This window comes from Ruegeria sp. ABM4_193 (assembly GCF_056158705.1).
Genome location: NZ_JBSWTT010000001.1, coordinates 2,341,332 through 2,358,499 on the forward strand (window position 1 = coordinate 2,341,332; position 17,168 = coordinate 2,358,499).

General features: G+C 58.1%; 16 protein-coding genes. 3 read left to right on the forward strand and 13 right to left on the reverse strand.

Features of this window, described 5'->3' with window-relative positions; translation table 11 throughout:
- Positions 1-15 precede the first annotated feature (15 nt).
- The 10 genes from ACXADZ_RS11735 to ACXADZ_RS11780 all read right to left on the reverse strand — a co-directional run bounded on the left by ACXADZ_RS11735 (position 16) and on the right by ACXADZ_RS11780 (position 9,834).
- Entirely contained in the window at positions 16-618 is a 603-nt protein-coding gene (locus ACXADZ_RS11735; protein ID WP_475196512.1) for an NADH-quinone oxidoreductase subunit C, read from the reverse strand.
- 11 nt (positions 619-629) lie between these two features.
- Entirely contained in the window at positions 630-1,163 is a 534-nt protein-coding gene (locus ACXADZ_RS11740; RefSeq protein WP_010442777.1) for a NuoB/complex I 20 kDa subunit family protein, read from the reverse strand.
- Positions 1,154-1,519 (reverse strand): NADH-quinone oxidoreductase subunit A, encoded by a 366-nt coding sequence (locus ACXADZ_RS11745; protein ID WP_050602775.1) that lies wholly within the window; start codon positions 1,517-1,519, stop codon positions 1,154-1,156. Before ACXADZ_RS11745 ends, ACXADZ_RS11740 begins: the two co-directional genes overlap by 10 nt.
- 187 nt (positions 1,520-1,706) lie before the next feature.
- Complete coding sequence (locus ACXADZ_RS11750) at positions 1,707-2,495, reverse strand: crotonase/enoyl-CoA hydratase family protein (protein WP_475196516.1); 789 nt, start codon at positions 2,493-2,495, stop codon at positions 1,707-1,709.
- A gap of 1 nt (position 2,496) precedes the next feature.
- Complete coding sequence (locus ACXADZ_RS11755) at positions 2,497-3,348, reverse strand: hydroxymethylglutaryl-CoA lyase (protein ID WP_475196517.1); 852 nt, start codon at positions 3,346-3,348, stop codon at positions 2,497-2,499.
- Positions 3,349-3,425: 77 nt separating this feature from the next.
- The gene (locus ACXADZ_RS11760) at positions 3,426-5,357 is read right to left on the reverse strand and encodes an acetyl/propionyl/methylcrotonyl-CoA carboxylase subunit alpha (RefSeq protein ID WP_475196518.1); all 1,932 of its coding nucleotides are present in this window, start codon (positions 5,355-5,357) and stop codon (positions 3,426-3,428) included.
- Between the two features lie 5 nt (positions 5,358-5,362).
- On the reverse strand, positions 5,363-5,788 hold the full coding sequence (locus ACXADZ_RS11765) for an ASCH domain-containing protein (RefSeq protein ID WP_475196521.1): 426 nt from the start codon (positions 5,786-5,788) through the stop codon (positions 5,363-5,365).
- A 1-nt stretch (position 5,789) separates the two neighbouring features.
- Positions 5,790-7,397 (reverse strand): carboxyl transferase domain-containing protein, encoded by a 1,608-nt coding sequence (locus tag ACXADZ_RS11770; protein WP_475196523.1) that lies wholly within the window; start codon positions 7,395-7,397, stop codon positions 5,790-5,792.
- Positions 7,394-8,314, reverse strand: a complete 921-nt coding sequence (locus ACXADZ_RS11775; protein ID WP_475196525.1) for a hypothetical protein — start codon at positions 8,312-8,314, stop codon at positions 7,394-7,396. The genes ACXADZ_RS11770 and ACXADZ_RS11775 overlap by 4 nt, the downstream gene beginning before the upstream one ends.
- Positions 8,311-9,834, reverse strand: a complete 1,524-nt coding sequence (locus ACXADZ_RS11780; protein ID WP_475196528.1) for an AMP-binding protein — start codon at positions 9,832-9,834, stop codon at positions 8,311-8,313. The genes ACXADZ_RS11775 and ACXADZ_RS11780 overlap by 4 nt, the downstream gene beginning before the upstream one ends.
- Positions 9,835-9,970: 136 nt before the next feature.
- On the opposite strand from ACXADZ_RS11780, the gene ACXADZ_RS11785 reads away from it, so the two are divergent.
- The gene (locus ACXADZ_RS11785) at positions 9,971-10,573 is read left to right on the forward strand and encodes an OmpW/AlkL family protein (RefSeq protein WP_475196532.1); all 603 of its coding nucleotides are present in this window, start codon (positions 9,971-9,973) and stop codon (positions 10,571-10,573) included.
- A 53-nt stretch (positions 10,574-10,626) separates the two neighbouring features.
- Here the strand turns inward: ACXADZ_RS11785 and ACXADZ_RS11790 are convergent, their stop codons facing one another.
- The 3 genes from ACXADZ_RS11790 to ACXADZ_RS11800 all read right to left on the reverse strand — a co-directional run bounded on the left by ACXADZ_RS11790 (position 10,627) and on the right by ACXADZ_RS11800 (position 13,850).
- Entirely contained in the window at positions 10,627-11,790 is a 1,164-nt protein-coding gene (locus ACXADZ_RS11790) for an isovaleryl-CoA dehydrogenase (protein ID WP_475196535.1), read from the reverse strand.
- Between the two features lie 158 nt (positions 11,791-11,948).
- Complete coding sequence (locus ACXADZ_RS11795; protein ID WP_171092198.1) at positions 11,949-13,139, reverse strand: DegT/DnrJ/EryC1/StrS family aminotransferase; 1,191 nt, start codon at positions 13,137-13,139, stop codon at positions 11,949-11,951.
- A gap of 39 nt (positions 13,140-13,178) precedes the next feature.
- Positions 13,179-13,850: an HAD-IA family hydrolase gene (locus tag ACXADZ_RS11800; protein WP_475196538.1), complete on the reverse strand. Its 672-nt coding sequence runs from the start codon at positions 13,848-13,850 to the stop codon at positions 13,179-13,181.
- A 134-nt stretch (positions 13,851-13,984) separates the two neighbouring features.
- Between ACXADZ_RS11800 and glmU the strand changes: the two genes are divergently transcribed.
- Positions 13,985-15,337 (forward strand): bifunctional UDP-N-acetylglucosamine diphosphorylase/glucosamine-1-phosphate N-acetyltransferase GlmU, encoded by a 1,353-nt coding sequence (gene glmU, locus ACXADZ_RS11805; protein ID WP_475196540.1) that lies wholly within the window; start codon positions 13,985-13,987, stop codon positions 15,335-15,337.
- Between the two features lie 4 nt (positions 15,338-15,341).
- Positions 15,342-17,165, forward strand: a complete 1,824-nt coding sequence (gene glmS, locus ACXADZ_RS11810) for a glutamine--fructose-6-phosphate transaminase (isomerizing) (RefSeq protein ID WP_475196542.1) — start codon at positions 15,342-15,344, stop codon at positions 17,163-17,165.
- Positions 17,166-17,168 lie beyond the last annotated feature (3 nt).

Consider the following 17,168-nt stretch of genomic DNA (forward strand, 5'->3'; position numbering starts at 1 on the left):
GCTCCATCATCAGTGTCAGCTTTCCTGCTTTTCATCGCCCGGAAGGATGTAATTCGCACCTTCCCACGGGGACATGAAATCGAACTGCCGATATTCCTGAACCAGACTGACCGGTTCGTAGACAACACGCTTTTGCGCCTCGTCATACCGTACTTCGGTATAACCTGTGGTCGGGAAATCCTTGCGCAACGGATAGCCGCGGAACCCATAGTCGGTCAGGATGCGGCGCAGGTCGGGGTGGCCCGAGAACAGGATGCCGAACATGTCGAACACCTCACGCTCGAACCAGTTGGCCGAGGGGTGAACGTCGACGATGGACGGCACCATGTCTTCCTCGCGGATCGAAACCCGCAGGCGGATGCGCTGGTTTTGGTACATCGACAGGAAGTGATAGACCACATCGAACCGCTTGGCGCGTTCGGGATAGTCGACACCGGTGATGTCCACCAAAGTCGAGAATTGGCAGGACCGGTCGGTTTTCAGGAATTCGACAAATTCCACCAGGTTCGACGGGGCCACATCCACGTTCAGCTCGTCATGGGTCACATCCCAGGACAAAACACAATCTGCCCGCTTCAGCTCCAGCTGGGCACCGAGTTCTTTGAGTGCTTCGCTCATCGGCTCTCTCCTCAGCGGACGATGGTGCCGGTACGGCGGATTTTGCGTTGCAGCTGCATCAGGCCATACAGCAGCGCTTCAGCGGTCGGAGGACAACCGGGCACGTATATGTCCACAGGCACAACACGGTCACAGCCACGCACGACCGAATAAGAATAGTGATAGTAGCCACCACCGTTGGCGCAGGAACCCATCGAGATCACATAACGCGGCTCGGGCATCTGGTCGTAAACCTTGCGCAGCGCGGGGGCCATCTTGTTGGTCAGCGTTCCGGCCACGATCATCACGTCCGACTGGCGTGGGGATGCGCGCGGCGCGATACCAAACCGTTCCGCATCGTAGCGCGGCATCGAGGTATGCATCATCTCAACCGCGCAGCAGGCCAGACCAAAGGTCATCCAGTGCAGCGAACCGGTGCGGGCCCAGTTGATAATATCCTCGGTCGAGGTCAGCAGAAACCCTTTGTCCTGCAGTTCCGCGTTCAGGGCCTGGGTGGCAACTTCTTTGTCGACACCGGCGGTGTTTGCACCCGTCATCACTCCCATTCCAGGGCCCCTTTCTTCCATTCATAGGCAAAGCCAATGGTCAGAACGCCCAGGAACACCATCATGGACCAGAAGCCTACATCACTGATGTCCTTAAAGCCGACGGCCCATGGAAACAGGAAGGCAATTTCCAGATCGAAGATGATGAAGAGAATCGATACCAGATAAAACCGAACGTCGAATTTCATCCGCGCATCGTCGAAGGCATTGAACCCACATTCATATGCGCTGACCTTTTCAGGGTCGGGATTGCGGACGGCCAGCACCACAGCGGCCAGAATCAAGACGATCCCAAGGCCCACGGCAACGGCCAGAAACACCAGAATCGGGAGGTACTCCCGCAGCAGGTCTTCCACGTATAGCTCCTTTCCTGCGCATCTCCCAAAAGGGTGCGCCGTCAATTGGCTTGTTGACTGGACATTCTCTATCCGTGCGGGGTCAGGTGGTCAACAGAACACAATGCCCCACGACATCAAACATGCACTTGACAGCGCGGCATAGAATCGCAGCGCTGGTGTTCCAGAACAAATAAGCAGAGACCGCTTATCCCGTGTTGCTCCAGGATGGGCTACGTTTCTCAAAAAACGCCGAAATCCCTTCCCGCGCCTCTTCGGTTTCCCACCGTTCGACCAGCGCATGTATGGTTCGATCGATCACAGCATCGTCAATGCGCGGCCCGAGGCTCTGAACAAGCGCTTTGGCCGAAGCAACAGCCCCTGGTGCGCAGGTCAGATAGGGTCGAATTTCCGTCTCGACAGCAGCTGACAATTGATCCGCTGATACACTTCGCGCCAACAATCCCAGATCAACGGCTTCAGCGGCATCAAACAAACGGGCCGACATAAAAACGCGTCGTGCGCGCGCCTCACCCATACGGGCGGTGACGTATGGCCCGATTGTTGCCGGGATCAGACCCAGCCGCGTTTCCGTCAATCCCATCTTCAGGCTGTCGACGCCAATGGCGACATCGCAGACAGCCGCCATCCCAACGCCACCGCCAAAGGCGTTGCCTTGCAATACCCCGATCAAGGGCTTGGGCATCGTATTCAGGGCTTGCAACATCTCGGCAAGCTTGCGGGCCTCGGTAAAGCGCGTCGCTTTATCCGCTGCCATCTGGTCCTGCATCCAACCCAGATCACCACCAGCACAAAAGCTTTTGCCATGCGCCGCAAGGACAACTACTCGAACATCAGCATCCTGACCCAACTGTCCTGCGGCTTGGGTCAATTCGGTGATCATCAGACCTGACAGGGCATTGTGCTTCTCTGGCCGATTCAGAGTCAGAGTGGCGACACCACGTGAATCGGTCGCAATCGCGAGTGTTTCAAACATGTCAGCCTCTTAGCGCCTTTGCCATCCGTGCAGCTTCTTCAATCACAGCCAGATCCAGCCCCGTCTCGTATCCAAGTCTCTGCAAATGGGCGGCGACGGCTTCGGTCGCCACGTTGCCTTCAGCCCCCGGCGCATAAGGGCAACCGCCCAACCCGCCCACGGCCGCGTCAAACACGCGCACGCCCAGCGCCAGCGCCGCATCGATATTGTCAATTGCACGTCCATTGGTGTCGTGGAAATGCCCCGCCAGCCGCGTTACTGGAACTCTTTCACGCACCGCCAAAAGCATATGAGCGATCTTGTCGGGCGTCCCCTGCCCGATCGTATCGCCTAACGAGACCTCGTAGCAGCCCAGAGCAAACAATTTATCTGCAACCTCGGCCACCTTCTCGGGCGGGGTCGGACCATCGTAGGGGCAATCGGTCACGCAAGAGACGTAACCACGGACCGGCAGGTCGATGTGGCGCGCTGCTTCAAGAATCGACGTAAACCGCTCAATCAATTCCTCGATTGACGCGTTGACATTGGCTTTGGAAAAACCCTCGGAAGCCGAAGCAAACACGGCAATCTCGTCGGCCTTGGCCGCCAGCGCATCCTCATACCCGCGCATATTGGGCGTTAGCGCCGCGTAGCGGATTCCATCCGCGCGGTTGATCCCGGCCAGAACTTGTGCCGACCCGGCCATCTGCGGCACCCATTTTGGGGACACAAAGCTTGCGGCTTCAATCCGGCGGAACCCGGCCCGGCTGAGGCTGTTGATCAGAGCAACCTTGTCAGCGACCGGTATCTCATTTTTTTCGTTCTGCAGCCCATCGCGCGGCCCTACCTCATAAATCTCGACCTGATCACCCATGTCTGCGCTCCTCCCGGCTTATTCACATTCCACTACGGATTGCCCGACCGTGCCACGTGCGGCGGTGCGGGTACAGATCACTCTTCCTCCAAACGCACCAGCGCTGCCCCGGCCTCGACCTGAGTACCCTCTTCGACCAACACCTCGGCCACAACGCCGTCACGCGCCGCCAGCAGGGAATGCTCCATCTTCATTGCCTCAAGAATGGCCAGGCGATCACCCTCTTGCACCGCTTGCCCCGCTGTCGCAAAAACCGCTTTGACCAGACCTGGCATCGGGGCCTCGATCACGTTGGTGTCGCCTGTAGCACTGGCATCCCTGTCCAGCGGGTCGATCAGGTCGAAGCTGCGGCCATAGTCCGAGAACACGGTCAGCGTCGATCCGTTGACAGAAACCCGAGGCACAGGCGCACCATTCAGCGCCCAGCGATCCGAGGTCCGCTCGGCCAAGACGCGATCCTCTCCAATCTGCCAAATCTGACGATCTGGCCCGTCGACTTGCACGTCCAGATCCAAAACGTCGCCCCGATCCGACAGTTGCACGGCCCGATGCAACGGTGCCCAGAGCGAAAACCCAGTTTCCGGTTCAACGTCCACAAGGTTCAAGGCCGTCATCGCAGCTGCAACAACTGCCACGACCGAAGGTTCTGGCTCTTGAACCAATGTCTCAAGATCCCGCCCGATCAAGCCCGTATCCACATCGCCCGAGGCAAACCCCGCATGACGGGTCAGCGCCCCCAAGAAGGCAAGGTTTGTTACAGTACCCGCCACTTCGGTCTGCTGTAACACACGGTGCAACGTCTCAAGTGCGACAGAGCGGGTCGGCCCGTGCACAACCACTTTGGCAATCATCGGGTCATACCAAGGACTGATCGTATCCCCGGCCCGCACGCCACTGTCAGCGCGACAATTCGATGGGAAACTCAGATGCGTCAGCGTACCCGTCGCAGGCAGGAACCCTTTCGGAACATCTTCCGCATAAAGCCGTGCCTCGAAGGCATGCCCTTGAATTGACAGGTCTTCCTGTTGCTTCGGCAAGGTCTCGCCCGCCGCGACGCGTAGCTGCCATTCGACAAGATCGACGCCGGTGATCGCTTCGGTCACGGGGTGTTCCACCTGCAGGCGCGTGTTCATCTCCATGAACCAGAACCTGTCGGGGCGCAGGCCGTCCGAGGCGTCCACGATGAATTCGACCGTGCCCGCGCCCTTGTAGCCAATCGCCTCGGCTGCACGCACGCCCGCCTGCCCCATAGCCTCGCGCATCTCAGGCGTCATGCCAGGGGCCGGAGCTTCTTCGATCACTTTCTGATGGCGCCGTTGCAATGAACAATCTCGTTCGAAAAGATGCACCGCATGGGTGCCATCGCCAAAAACCTGCACCTCGATATGGCGCGGTTTGGCGACGAATTTCTCGACCAATACTGCGTCGTTGCCGAACGCGGTTTTAGCCTCGCCACGGGCGCTGTCCAAAGCAGACGCGAAATCCTCGGGCCGCTCGACAAGACGCATCCCCTTGCCGCCACCGCCTGCAACGGCTTTGATCAAAACGGGATACCCGATGGTATCCGCTGCGCCCGCCAAATGTTCAGGGTCCTGATTGTCACCGTGATAGCCTGGAACCACCGGAACACCAGCTTGCTCCATCAGAACCTTGGCGGCATCTTTCAGGCCCATCTTGCGGATTGCATCCGCTGACGGGCCAATGAAAACCAACCCCGCAGCCTCAACCGCATCCACGAAATCAGGGTTTTCGGACAGAAACCCATAGCCGGGATGGATGGCCTGCGCGCCCGTATCCAACGCGGCCTGAATGATCAAATCGCCTTTCAGATAACTCTCAGCCGGGGCCGCACCGCCGATATGCACGGCCTGATCCGCCATCTGCACATGCTTGGCCGCGGCGTCCGCATCCGAATACACCGCCACGCAGGACACGCCCATCTTCTGAGCGGTTTCTATGACGCGGCAGGCGATCTCTCCCCGGTTGGCAATCAGGATTTTGTTGAACATCTTTTTCACCCTTCCAAGGCCAAGTCTTCCACCAGTCGAAACCGTTCGCACACGAGTTTCATCTCGGGATCAAACCCACCGTTTCGTTGGAAATAGCGACGATGATGGTCTTGCCATTCTTCGAGCGTTTCAGTCTCGCCTTCCGCCAAAGCGAAATCCTCGGTCACATCGCAGTACCGCTGAATTGAAACATCCACGGTTTCAATGACCAATGCCGGTGTATCGTCCCAGTTCAGCGCAATATCGCGGCGACCCCGCTTGGGCATTTCAGAGCTACCATCAGGATAGTTGCTCAGCGCGTCGCAGGTCGCTGTTTTGCGGCCACTGCGAACCAATGCCAACAGTTCAGCGCTCAGCGCTGCGTTATCGCCAAATTTGAATGTCTGAGCGCCGGGATAGCGGGCCGTAAGGGTTTTCAAGCTCACGCTCATCTTACATCCTGAACACGCCGAAACGTGTCTCCTCAATAGGTGCGTTCAGCGCCGCACTCAGCGACAGGGCCAGTACGTCGCGCGACTTTCGCGGATCGATGATGCCGTCATCCCAGAGTCGCGCCGAAGCGTAGAGCGGGTGCGATTGTTCTTCGAACATCTCCAGCGTTGGGCGTTTGAACTCGGCCTCTTCTTCGGCCGACCATGTGCCGCCTTGCCGTTCGATCCCGTCACGTTTGACTGTGGCCAAAACCCCTGCCGCCTGCTCACCACCCATCACCGAAATCCGCGAGTTCGGCCATGTCCACAAGAACCTTGGCTGATAGGCCCGACCGGCCATGCCATAGTTCCCAGCCCCGAACGAGCCGCCCACCAGCATGGTAATCTTCGGCACCGAAGTCGTGGCCACCGCCGTCACCATCTTGGCCCCGTGCCGGGCGATGCCTTCGTTTTCGTATTTCCGTCCGACCATGAAGCCGGTGATGTTCTGTAGGAACACGATCGGCGTCTTTCGCTGCGAACACAGCTCCACAAAATGCGCGCCCTTCTGAGCGGCTTCGGAAAATAACACACCATTGTTGGCAATTATGCCGACCGGGCAGCCTTTGACATGGGCGAACCCAGTCACCAACGTGTCGCCAAAGCGCGGTTTGAACTCATCGAACCGAGAGCCATCGACCAGCCGCGCAATGACCTCGCGGATGTCGTAGGGCGTGCGCAGATCGGCGGGGACGACGCCAAGAATCTCTTCGGGGTCGTAAGCAGGCTCTTCAGGGGATTCAAACTGTAGGCCGGGCTTCAGCCCGGCACCGCCCAACGACGCCACGGCCCGCTGTGCGAGCGCCAGCGCGTGCGTGTCATCCTCGGCCAGATAATCCGCCACGCCGGACAAGCGGGTGTGGACGTCTCCTCCACCCAGTTCCTCGGCACTGACGACCTCGCCTGTCGCGGCCTTAACCAGAGGTGGCCCGGCCAAAAAAATGGTGCCCTGCTCTTTCACGATGATCGTCACATCAGACATCGCGGGCACATAAGCCCCGCCCGCCGTACACGACCCCATCACCACCGCGATCTGAGCGATCCCCTTCGCGCTCATCCGCGCCTGATTATAGAAGATGCGGCCAAAGTGGTCGCGGTCAGGGAAGACCTCATCCTGATTGGGCAGGTTCGCACCGCCACTATCGACCAGATAGATGCAGGGCAGATGATTTTCCTCGGCAATCTCCTGCGCGCGCAGGTGTTTCTTGACCGACAGCGGGTAATACGTGCCGCCCTTTACGGTGGCGTCGTTGCAGACCACCATGACCTCACGCCCCTGCACCCGGCCAATGCCGGCGATCACCCCAGCACAAGGCGCGGCATCGCCATACATCCCATGCGCCGCCGTAGCACCGATTTCCAGAAACGGAGAGCCCGCGTCCAAAAGGTTCGCGACCCTGCGTCTGGGGAGCATCTTGCCCCGTGATTCATGCCGCGCGCGGGATTTCTCGCCCCCGCCCATGCGGGCCGCTTCGGCAGCAGCTGAGATTTGGGCCAGCGCGTCGAGATGGGCCGCGCGGTTTGTCTTGAAGCCTTCGGACGTGGGCATCGCTTTGGACGTGAGTTTCATTTCTTCTTCTCGCCTCCAAGATCAAACTTAAACTTTTGTCGCTTGACAGCTGAGCCTTTCGGAAAATCAAAAGGTAGTTGCAACGTCATTTCATTTCTTCCATCTATCTCTGCCTTTCGGACTTCGACGATTGCATCCATTAGCAAACACGTAGCAAAAATTCGTTTTTTGTCTTTTTCAGGCGTCAATTCTTCTGTTCCGAATGAAATTGAAAGCCGATTGTTCTTTTGATCTTCAAACCAATCTACCCAATTCAAACCGTCAAAAACTTCGTTTATTGTGTTAAACTCGCCATCGTTGCCTGCAATTGCCAGCGAGAGCCCTCTACCGAATGAAACTGCTTTCCCATGTTTGAAAGCATTGATGGCTCCTCTTTCGCAAACTAGTGAAGCTTCCTCTCTCACTAACTGAAACAGTGCTTCATCATCGTAGTCGGCTAAGGTATTTGGTGAACCGAAAGCCCGGAACGAAAGCCACTCCTCAAAGGCCAAGGGTCTGCCAGAAGTACTGGCTGAATACCCATCGGGTACGTTGCCGAGCGAGATTTCTCGGACTGCATTGAAGAGCCTTTCTCCTCGTTTTACCGAAGCAACCCTTGCAAAAGGATTTTTTCCAACTTGGGAAAAAAGCAAAAGCATAAAGGTTTCTGAGCAAAAGTAGCGCAATGCTCGCACCAAGTACGACGAGTAAAGCGAATAGTTTTCCCGAGACCTCTCAATCCTTTGCATGAGCTCATGGTTGCTCAGTGTTTCCGACGTGTTTTTATCGACAAGCTTTACAGAGGCATGCTTCGCGGAATGAACGCATTCTGCAACCGTCCAAAAGTAAAAAGGATCGAACTCGCGATAGAAACGAACATCCATTTGATCAATGAGATCTAAAACGGGAAATCCAGCTGTTTGAGTTTTATTTGTCACGATACCTCCCCCGCCGCACGCGCCTTCAGTTCCTTCCGGATCACCTTCCCCGTCACCGTCATCGGCAGTTCCTCCAGAAACGCCACCTCACGCGGGTAGGAGTAATGCGCCAGACGGTCTTTGACCCAATCCTGCAACTCCTGCGCCGACGCCACAGCCCCCGGTTTCAACACCACATACGCCTTGACGATCTCGGTCCGCAGCGGGTCGGGCTTTCCGACCACGCCTACGGTCGCCACCGCTGGGTGGGTCAGCAGGCAATCCTCGATCTCGGCAGGGCCAATACGGTATCCGGCTGAGGTAATAACGTCATCATCGCGACCAACAAAGCGCAGGAACTCACCCTCCCAAACGCCGCGATCTCCGGTGATCAACCAATCGCCTCGGAATTTCTCAGCCGTCGCCTCGGGCCTGTTCCAGTATTCCAGCAGCATCGAAGCCGAGCCGCGCCGGATCGCCACGTCGCCTTCCTCGGTCGTTGGATTGCCTTTCTCATCGATCACCGCCACCTCATGCCCCGGCACCGGTTTGCCGATGTAACCGGGCTGCACTGGGAAATCCTCGGCGCAAGAGGACACGACCATATTACATTCGGTCTGGCCGTAGAACTCATTGACCGTCAGACCAAACGCCTTTTGCCCCCAGGCCAGCATCTCGGCCCCCAAGGGCTCGCCCCCGGACGCGACCGAGCGAAGGCCGGGAATGCCCTGATCTGCCGCTTTCAGCATTCGCAAGGCCGTGGGCGGAAAAAACACGTTGCGCACTCCGCCGCGCGCAACAATACCGGCGCAGGCTTCGGGCGTGAATTTCTCAAGCCGCGCCGCGACCACGGGAATACCAAGCGCCAGGCCCGGCATCAACACATCGAACAAACCGCCGATCCATGCCCAATCCGCCGGTGTCCACAGGCAATCGCCCCCACGCAAATGGTTATGACTGATCGAGACACCCGGCAGATGCCCTGTCAGCACCCGGTGCCCGTGCAAAGCCCCCTTTGGGCTGCCGGTGGTGCCCGAAGTATAGATCAGCACCGCAGGATCATTGGGGCCTGTGTCGGCGAACGGCAGGGATGGGCCCGCCTCGCCTATTTCAGATGCAATCAGAGCCTCGGCCAGATCGCCCAGCAATTCAGCGCCCTCGGCATCGGTCAGCACAATTTTGGCTCCAGCATCGCCGACCCGCGACCGCAGGGCATCCTGTTTGAACAGTTTGAACAGCGGAACTGAGATCGCCCCGATTTTCCAGATCGCCAGATGAGCTGCGGCGCACCACGGGGACTGGCTGAGCAACACGCCGACGCGATCTCCTGGCTGTACGCGGCGCAACAGCGCGCGGGACAGACCATCCGCCATCTGGTCCAGTTGGCCATAGGTCACACTGCGGGCATCCGGATCAGTCAGATCAACAACCGCCACCTGATCTTTTGCATGGCGCAGGCATTGCTGCGCCATATTGAGCCGATCCGGCAGGTCCCAGCCGCCCCCTGGGCGCAAACCCGGTATGCGCTCAGGGGTTAGCACGGCAAATTTTCCTTATTTTTCTGTCACTTCCCTGAATCTCGTCGCCACCAGCTTTCACAGGAACTTGATGCAGATCAGAGTGCTCAAGGCTCTGTTCTGCGACGTCAGACGCATCAACAGAACCAAAGGCAAAACAATGACCAAAAAGCTCGCCGCATTGACCCTGTCCACCGCGCTGATTGCGATGGCCGCCCCTGCGTTTGCTCAATCGCAAGGTGACTGGACCGTCGGCGTCGGTGTGGGTTATCTGGACCCGAAATCCGACAACGGCACGATTGCAGGTGCACCTGCCACTATCGACGCAGATACGCGCCCGATCTTCACCGCTGAATACTTTATCCGTGACAATCTGGGTATCGAACTGCTGGCCGCAACCCCGTTCAAACACACAATCGCTTTGGGCGGTGTTGATGCGGCTACGGTCAAGCACCTGCCGCCCACCCTGTCGGTGAACTATCACTTCCCGACCAATAGCGCGTGGAAACCCTTTGTTGGTGCCGGCCTGAACTACACCATCTTCTTTGACGAACAGACCGCTCTGGGCGATCTCAAGGTCGATGACTCCTTCGGTGTTTCGCTGCAGGCCGGTCTGGACTACATGGTCAGCGACAATGGCGCGGTCCGTCTGAACGTACGTTGGTTCGACATCGACTCGGACGTTTCGCTGAACGGCACCAATATCGGCAACGCGGAAATCGATCCGTTCCTTGTCGGCGTTTCCTACGTCCATAAGTTCTGATCCTGTCTTTCAAGCGCCCTGCGGTTCCCTCGTCCGCAGGGCGTTTTTTGTGTTCAGAGCATTTCAGCCATCAGCTCACGACCAATCAGCATCCGGCGAATCTCGCTGGTGCCCGCGCCGATCTCCATCAGCTTGGCATCACGGAAGATCCGGCTTACTGGCGCATCGGACAGAAAGCCTGCCCCACCCAGCGCCTGAACCGCCTGATGCGCCTGCGCCATCGCCTGTTCCGAAGCGTAAAGGCAACACGCCGCCGCATCCTGACGCGTCACATCCCCCCGATCACACGCCTTGGCGACCTCGTACACATACGCCCGCGCCGAGTTCATCGCCGTGTACATGTCGGCGATCTTGCCTTGCATTAACTGGAAGCTGCCGATGGGTTTGCCGAACTGTTTGCGCTCGGCCAGATAAGGCATCACCTCATCCAGACAAGCGGCCATGATACCCGTACCGATCCCAGCCAGGACCACACGCTCATAGTCCAGCCCCGACATGAGCACGGCAACGCCTTTACCCTCTTCGCCCAGCACGTTCTCGAACGGCACCTCGACGTCTTCAAAGATCAGTTCAGCCGTGTTCGACCCGCGCATCCCCAGCTTGTCGAAATGAGGTGAGGTCGAGAACCCTTTCATTTCTTTCTCGATCAGAAAGGCCGTGATACCCTTTGACCCGGCATCCGGATCTGTCTTGGCGTAAACGACCAGAGTATCTGCGTCCGGTCCGTTGGTGATCCAGTATTTATTGCCATTCAGACGGTAATGATCGTTCCGCTTCTCCGCCCGCAACTTCATCGACACGACGTCGGACCCGGCTGAAGGTTCCGACATGGCCAACGCACCGACATGATCACCCGAGATCAGGCGCGGCAGGTATTTCTGCTTCTGCTCCTCACTGCCGTTCAGCTTGATTTGGTTCACGCAGAGGTTTGAATGGGCCCCGTATGACAGGGAAACCGATGCCGAGGCCCGCGCGACCTCTTCGACCGCGATGGTGTGCGCCAGATAGGACATACCCGCACCGCCATATTCCTCGGGTACGGTCACACCTAAAAGGCCAAGCTCTCCCATCTCTTTCCACAACTCGTTCGGAAAGGCGTTGTTAAGGTCGATCTCGGCCGCCATGGGCTTGACCCGTTCCTGTGCCCAGCGATGCACCATCTCGCGCAGGGCATTCACATCCTCACCCAGATCGAACTTCATCGTGGCCATGAACATCTGCGTCCTCCCTCCGCGTTAATGAACAAGTGTTCAATAAATCAGTATCAGCGAATTCGTGCCCGGTCAATCTTTGTGAGCACCCCAAAGCAAAACGCCGCCCAACAGGGGCGGCGTTGCAAAATATTGAGCGTGCGCCGCAGACGCACTCCGCATGGTTACGACTGATAGACCGCACCCACCTCGGCCCGGATAATGCGCGCAATCAATTGGCAGTCTTCCAATGAAAACGTCAGAGGTACACGCATGTCCATGACACCAGCCAGAACTCGATCACTTTCCGGCATACGCTCACTGTCGAAATAGCGCCAACTGTCATACCGTGACGTGAACCCGGTTGGCTCTGCCCCCCCAAACCATTTCAGCTCGACCCCACGCGCCGCGCAACGGCTGATCACGTCGGCGATCCGTTCGGGCAACCAATCCAACAGCAGGAACTGGATCGAAGACCCTACATAGGTTTCCTCCTCGGGCCGCTCAACCATGGTCAGGCCCGGTGTTCCACGCAGCCCGGTCTCGATCTCGCGATAGCGCTCATTCCAACGCTCCACTTGACGGTCCAGATCCCGCAATTGCGGACGCAGGATCGCAGCCCGCAAATTGTCCATGCGACCGGAAACGTTTGGCGTGGTGTATTTGATCCGATCGAACACCTCGGGCCCCGGCGCGGCCAGGTGGCGCTCGTATAGCATGTAGGACCCTGACAGCATCGTGGCTTTGGCCGCCAATTCTTCGTCATCGGTGACAAGCAAACCGCCCTCACCCGAGTTGACGTGCTTGTACGTCTGACAGGAATAGCAGCCGATTGCGCCCTGCCGCCCCGACAACTGGCCGCGCCAGGCCGCGCCCATCGTATGCGCGCAGTCTTCAATCACGATCACCCCGGCGGCGTCGCACATCTGCATAAGTCGGTCCATGTCACACAGATGACCCCGCATATGGCTGAGCATGAGCACGCGCGCCTGCCCCAGCTTGCGCTCAAGGTCATCCAAATCGATGGTCAGGCTTTCCGTCACACCCACAAAGATGGCCCGCCCACCAACCGAAGCAATCGACCCCGGCACCGGGGCCAGCGTGAAGGCGTTGGTCAGCACCGGATCACCGGGTTGAACCCCAACCGCGCGAAGGGCGGTAGCCAGTGCATAGCCGCCAGACGACACAGCCAGACAGTATTTTGCGCCCATCTGCGCAGCGAATTCCTGCTCCAGCAGGGCCGTTTCCCCCAATTCACCTGCCGCTACGTTGTAGCGATGCAAACGCCCGTGGCGCAGAACGGCCAAAGCCGCCTCAATCGCGTCCTCGGGAAGGGGTTCCTGCTGCGTGAAATTGCCTGAGAATTTTTCGGTCATGATCTCGTTCTGAGGCTCCGACAAGGTTCGGTCAAGACGTTACGCCGCCGCACCAATCAAGGCAGGCACAAGGGAAGGTAAATCGTCAAAATGATGCAGCAAGGCCTCGGGTTCCAATGCCGCCATGTCGTCCCCTGACGGGCCGAAGGTCACGAGGACCGACGGAACACCTGCGGCTTTGGCGGTGTTGCGGTCCGTATCCGAGTCTCCGATCAGCACGCAAAAATCAGGGTCGCCCCCAGCGCGACGTGCCGCTTCACGCAGCGGGGCTGGGTCAGGTTTGCGGACCGGCAACGTATCTGCCCCGACCAACGAAGCAAAAAGGTCTCGCACACCCATGCGGGTCAGCAACAATTCAGCCAAATGCTCCGGTTTGTTCGTGCATATGCCAACACCGTATCCCGCGTTGCTAAGCATCTCAACCGCCTGCAACGCGCCCGGGTAAAAGCTGGTATGGGTGTCGATATCCTGAGCATAAGCTTCAAGCAGCACCGGGTAATAGGCGTGGACCGTATCCTCATCAAAGGCACCGACGCGTTTTAGCCCATGGGTCAACATCATGCGCCCACCGCGCAGCGCGATACCAGAATCCTGCCCATGGACCAGCACGTCACCATGCCCCATTTCGCGAAAACAATGGTTCGCCGCGGCCAGCAAATCGCCCGATGTATCCGCCAAAGTGCCGTCCAGATCGAAAATGACTGTACGCATTTAGCCTCCTTATTCGGCAGGTTTTCGCCGTGTCCTGTTTCAATCGGCAATCTTGTTTGATGGCCGAACGGCTTGCGCCTTTGACCTCAGCGGATAAAACGGTCGGCACCAAAACACAAAGAGAAAACGATTTCATGAGCATTGCCCTTGTCATCCTTGCCGCCGGAAAAGGCACCAGGATGAATTCGGATATTCCCAAAGTCCTGCATCCCATCGCCCAAGTGCCGATGCTTGTTCACGCGATGCGCGCCGGGTCCGTGCTGTCGCCCGAGCGTACAGTGATCGTCACCGGCCACGGGTCCGAAACTGTGGCAAAGGTGGCGCAGGGCGAAGACGAAGAGACGCAGATCGCCGTTCAGGAAGAACAGCAAGGCACTGCTCACGCAGTTGCTCAGGCGCGGCAAGCGCTGGAAGGGTTTGAGGGCGATGTTGTGGTTCTTTACGGCGACACCCCGTTTCTACAACCGGACACGCTGGAACGGATGATCGAGGCGCGGTCGCGGAACGATCTGGTCATTCTCGGGTTCGAAACTGCCGACCCCGCACGTTATGGTCGGTTGGTGATGAAGGGCGACAGCCTGGAACGCATTGTCGAATTTAAAGACGCCACTGATGAAGAACGGGCGCTAACCTTTTGTAACTCGGGACTTATCGCCTGTGACGCGCAGCTGTTGTTTTCACTGATCGATGATGTCAGCAACGACAACGCTTCGGGTGAATACTACCTGACTGACGTTGTGGAAATCGCGCGCAAACGTGGGTTGAACGTGACCGCCGTCGCCTGTGACGAGGCACAAACGCTGGGTGTGAATTCGCGCGCGGATCTGGCCGCGGCGGATGCGGTGTTCCAGTCACGTGCCCGCGCTGAGCTGTTGGACATGGGCGTTACCTTGATGGCCCCTGAAACAGTGTATCTGGCCTCCGATACCGTGATCGGGCGCGATACGGTGATTGAACCCAATGTGGTTTTCGGGCCCGGTGTTACGGTAGAAAGTGGTGCGACGATCCGGGCGTTTTCGCATCTGGAAGGATGCCATGTCAGCCGTGGCGCTATCATCGGGCCCTATGCCCGTTTGCGCCCCGGCGCCGAGTTGGCGGAAAACACGCGGGTTGGAAACTTCGTCGAAATCAAGAACGCTGAAATCGCCGAAGGTGCCAAGGTCAACCACCTTAGCTACATCGGCGATGCATCGGTGGGGGCTGCAACAAATATCGGCGCTGGTACGATCACCTGCAACTATGACGGCGTGATGAAGCACAAGACCACCATTGGTGAGAACGTCTTTATTGGGTCGAACACAATGTTGGTGGCCCCTGTGACCTTGGGTGATGGCGCGATGACCGCAACGGGCACCGTTGTGACCAAGAACGTGGACCCTGACGCGCTGGCAGTCGCCCGCGCCAAGCAGGAAAACAAGCCCGGATATGCGCGTAAATTGTTTGATATGTTAAAGGCGAAGAAGGCTCGCCGCGATAAAGAGGCCTGAGGTTATGTGTGGAATAGTAGGTGTTCTGGGGCAGCACGAGGCGGCCCCTATTCTGGTAGAGGCTTTGAAACGGCTGGAATATCGCGGCTATGACAGCGCCGGGATCGCAACAGTCAATGATGGCGCGTTGGGTCGACGGCGCGCGGTCGGTAAGCTGGTCAACCTCAGCGATCTGCTGGTGCATGACCCGTTGCCCGGCAAATCCGGCATCGGCCACACCCGTTGGGCCACACATGGCGCGCCTTCGGTCAACAATGCGCATCCGCACAAGGCGGGGCCTGTGGCCGTGGTGCATAATGGCATCGTTGAAAACTATCGCGAGTTACGGGCCGAATTGGCGGAACATGGCGTCGATTTCCAGACCGAGACCGATACGGAAACCGTAGCCCTGATGACCGAGCATCACCTCAACGCGGGCCTGTCGCCGGTTGAAGCCGCGTTCAAGACTATCGACCAGTTGGAAGGGGCGTTTGCACTGGCCTTTCTGTTCGACGGTGAAGACGACCTGATCGTGGCCGCCCGCAAGGGATCACCGCTGGCCATTGGCCATGGCGATGGTGAGATGTATGTCGGATCTGACGCCATCGCGCTGGCACCGTTGACCAATCAGATCACGTATCTTGAGGAGGGCGACCGTGCGGTTCTGACCCGCACTTCGCTGGAAATCCGCACCGAAACTGGCGAGTTGGCCAACCGCGAAAAGCGCAAGATCAAGCTGGATCATACACGCGCCGACAAGGGCGGGCATAAGCATTTTATGGCCAAAGAAATTGCCGAACAGCCCATCGTTGTGGCCGAGGCAATCCGGTCCTACCTGCCCACCAGCGGAGACCGGGTGGTGTTGCCCGATACAGATCTGGACTTCAGCAAGCTGGACCGCCTGACTATGGTGGCATGCGGCACTGCTTTTTATGCCTGCTTGACTGCCAAATACTGGTTCGAGCAACTGGCCAAGATGCCGGTTGAGGTCGATATCGCCAGCGAGTTCCGCTATCGCGAACCTCCGATCACCGACCGAACTCTGGCGCTGTTTGTCAGTCAGTCGGGCGAAACCGCCGACACGCTGGCCGCATTGCGTTATTGCGAAGGCAAAGCCGAGAAGATCGTTTCAGTTGTGAACGTCCCGGAAAGCTCGATTGCGCGCGAAAGCGATATCGCTCTGCCGATCCATGCCGGTGTCGAGATTGGTGTAGCCTCGACTAAGGCCTTCACCTGCCAGTTGAGCGTGCTGTTGATGCTGGCTTTGAAGGCCGCTGCTGACCGGGGAACGATGACAGACGAAGAAATTGCCGATCACGCTGCGGCGCTCCGCGGATTGCCAACCGTTCTGAACGCAGCGCTGGACCAGAACCGGGCGATCCGCAAAGCCGCCCAGCGCTTATCCGAAGCACGTGACGTTCTGTTTCTGGGCCGTGGCCTGATGTATCCGCTGGCTCTGGAAGGTGCGTTGAAACTGAAGGAAATCAGCTACATCCACGCCGAAGGTTACGCGTCGGGAGAGCTGAAGCACGGCCCTATCGCCCTGATCGACAAACACATGCCTGTGGTTGTGATGGCCCCTCGGGATACTGTGTTCGACAAGACCGTTTCGAACATGCAGGAAGTCATGGCGCGCAAAGGTAAAGTGATCCTTGTGTCGGATGATGACGGTATCGCCGAAGCCGGGGATGACGTCTGGAGCAAGATCCGCATGCCCCATGTCCATCACAATCTGACACCGATCCTTTATTCCGTTCCTGCACAGCTGCTGGCCTATCACACTGCCGTCGCCAAGGGCACTGATGTGGATCAGCCCCGCAATCTGGCAAAATCAGTAACGGTAGAGTGAACC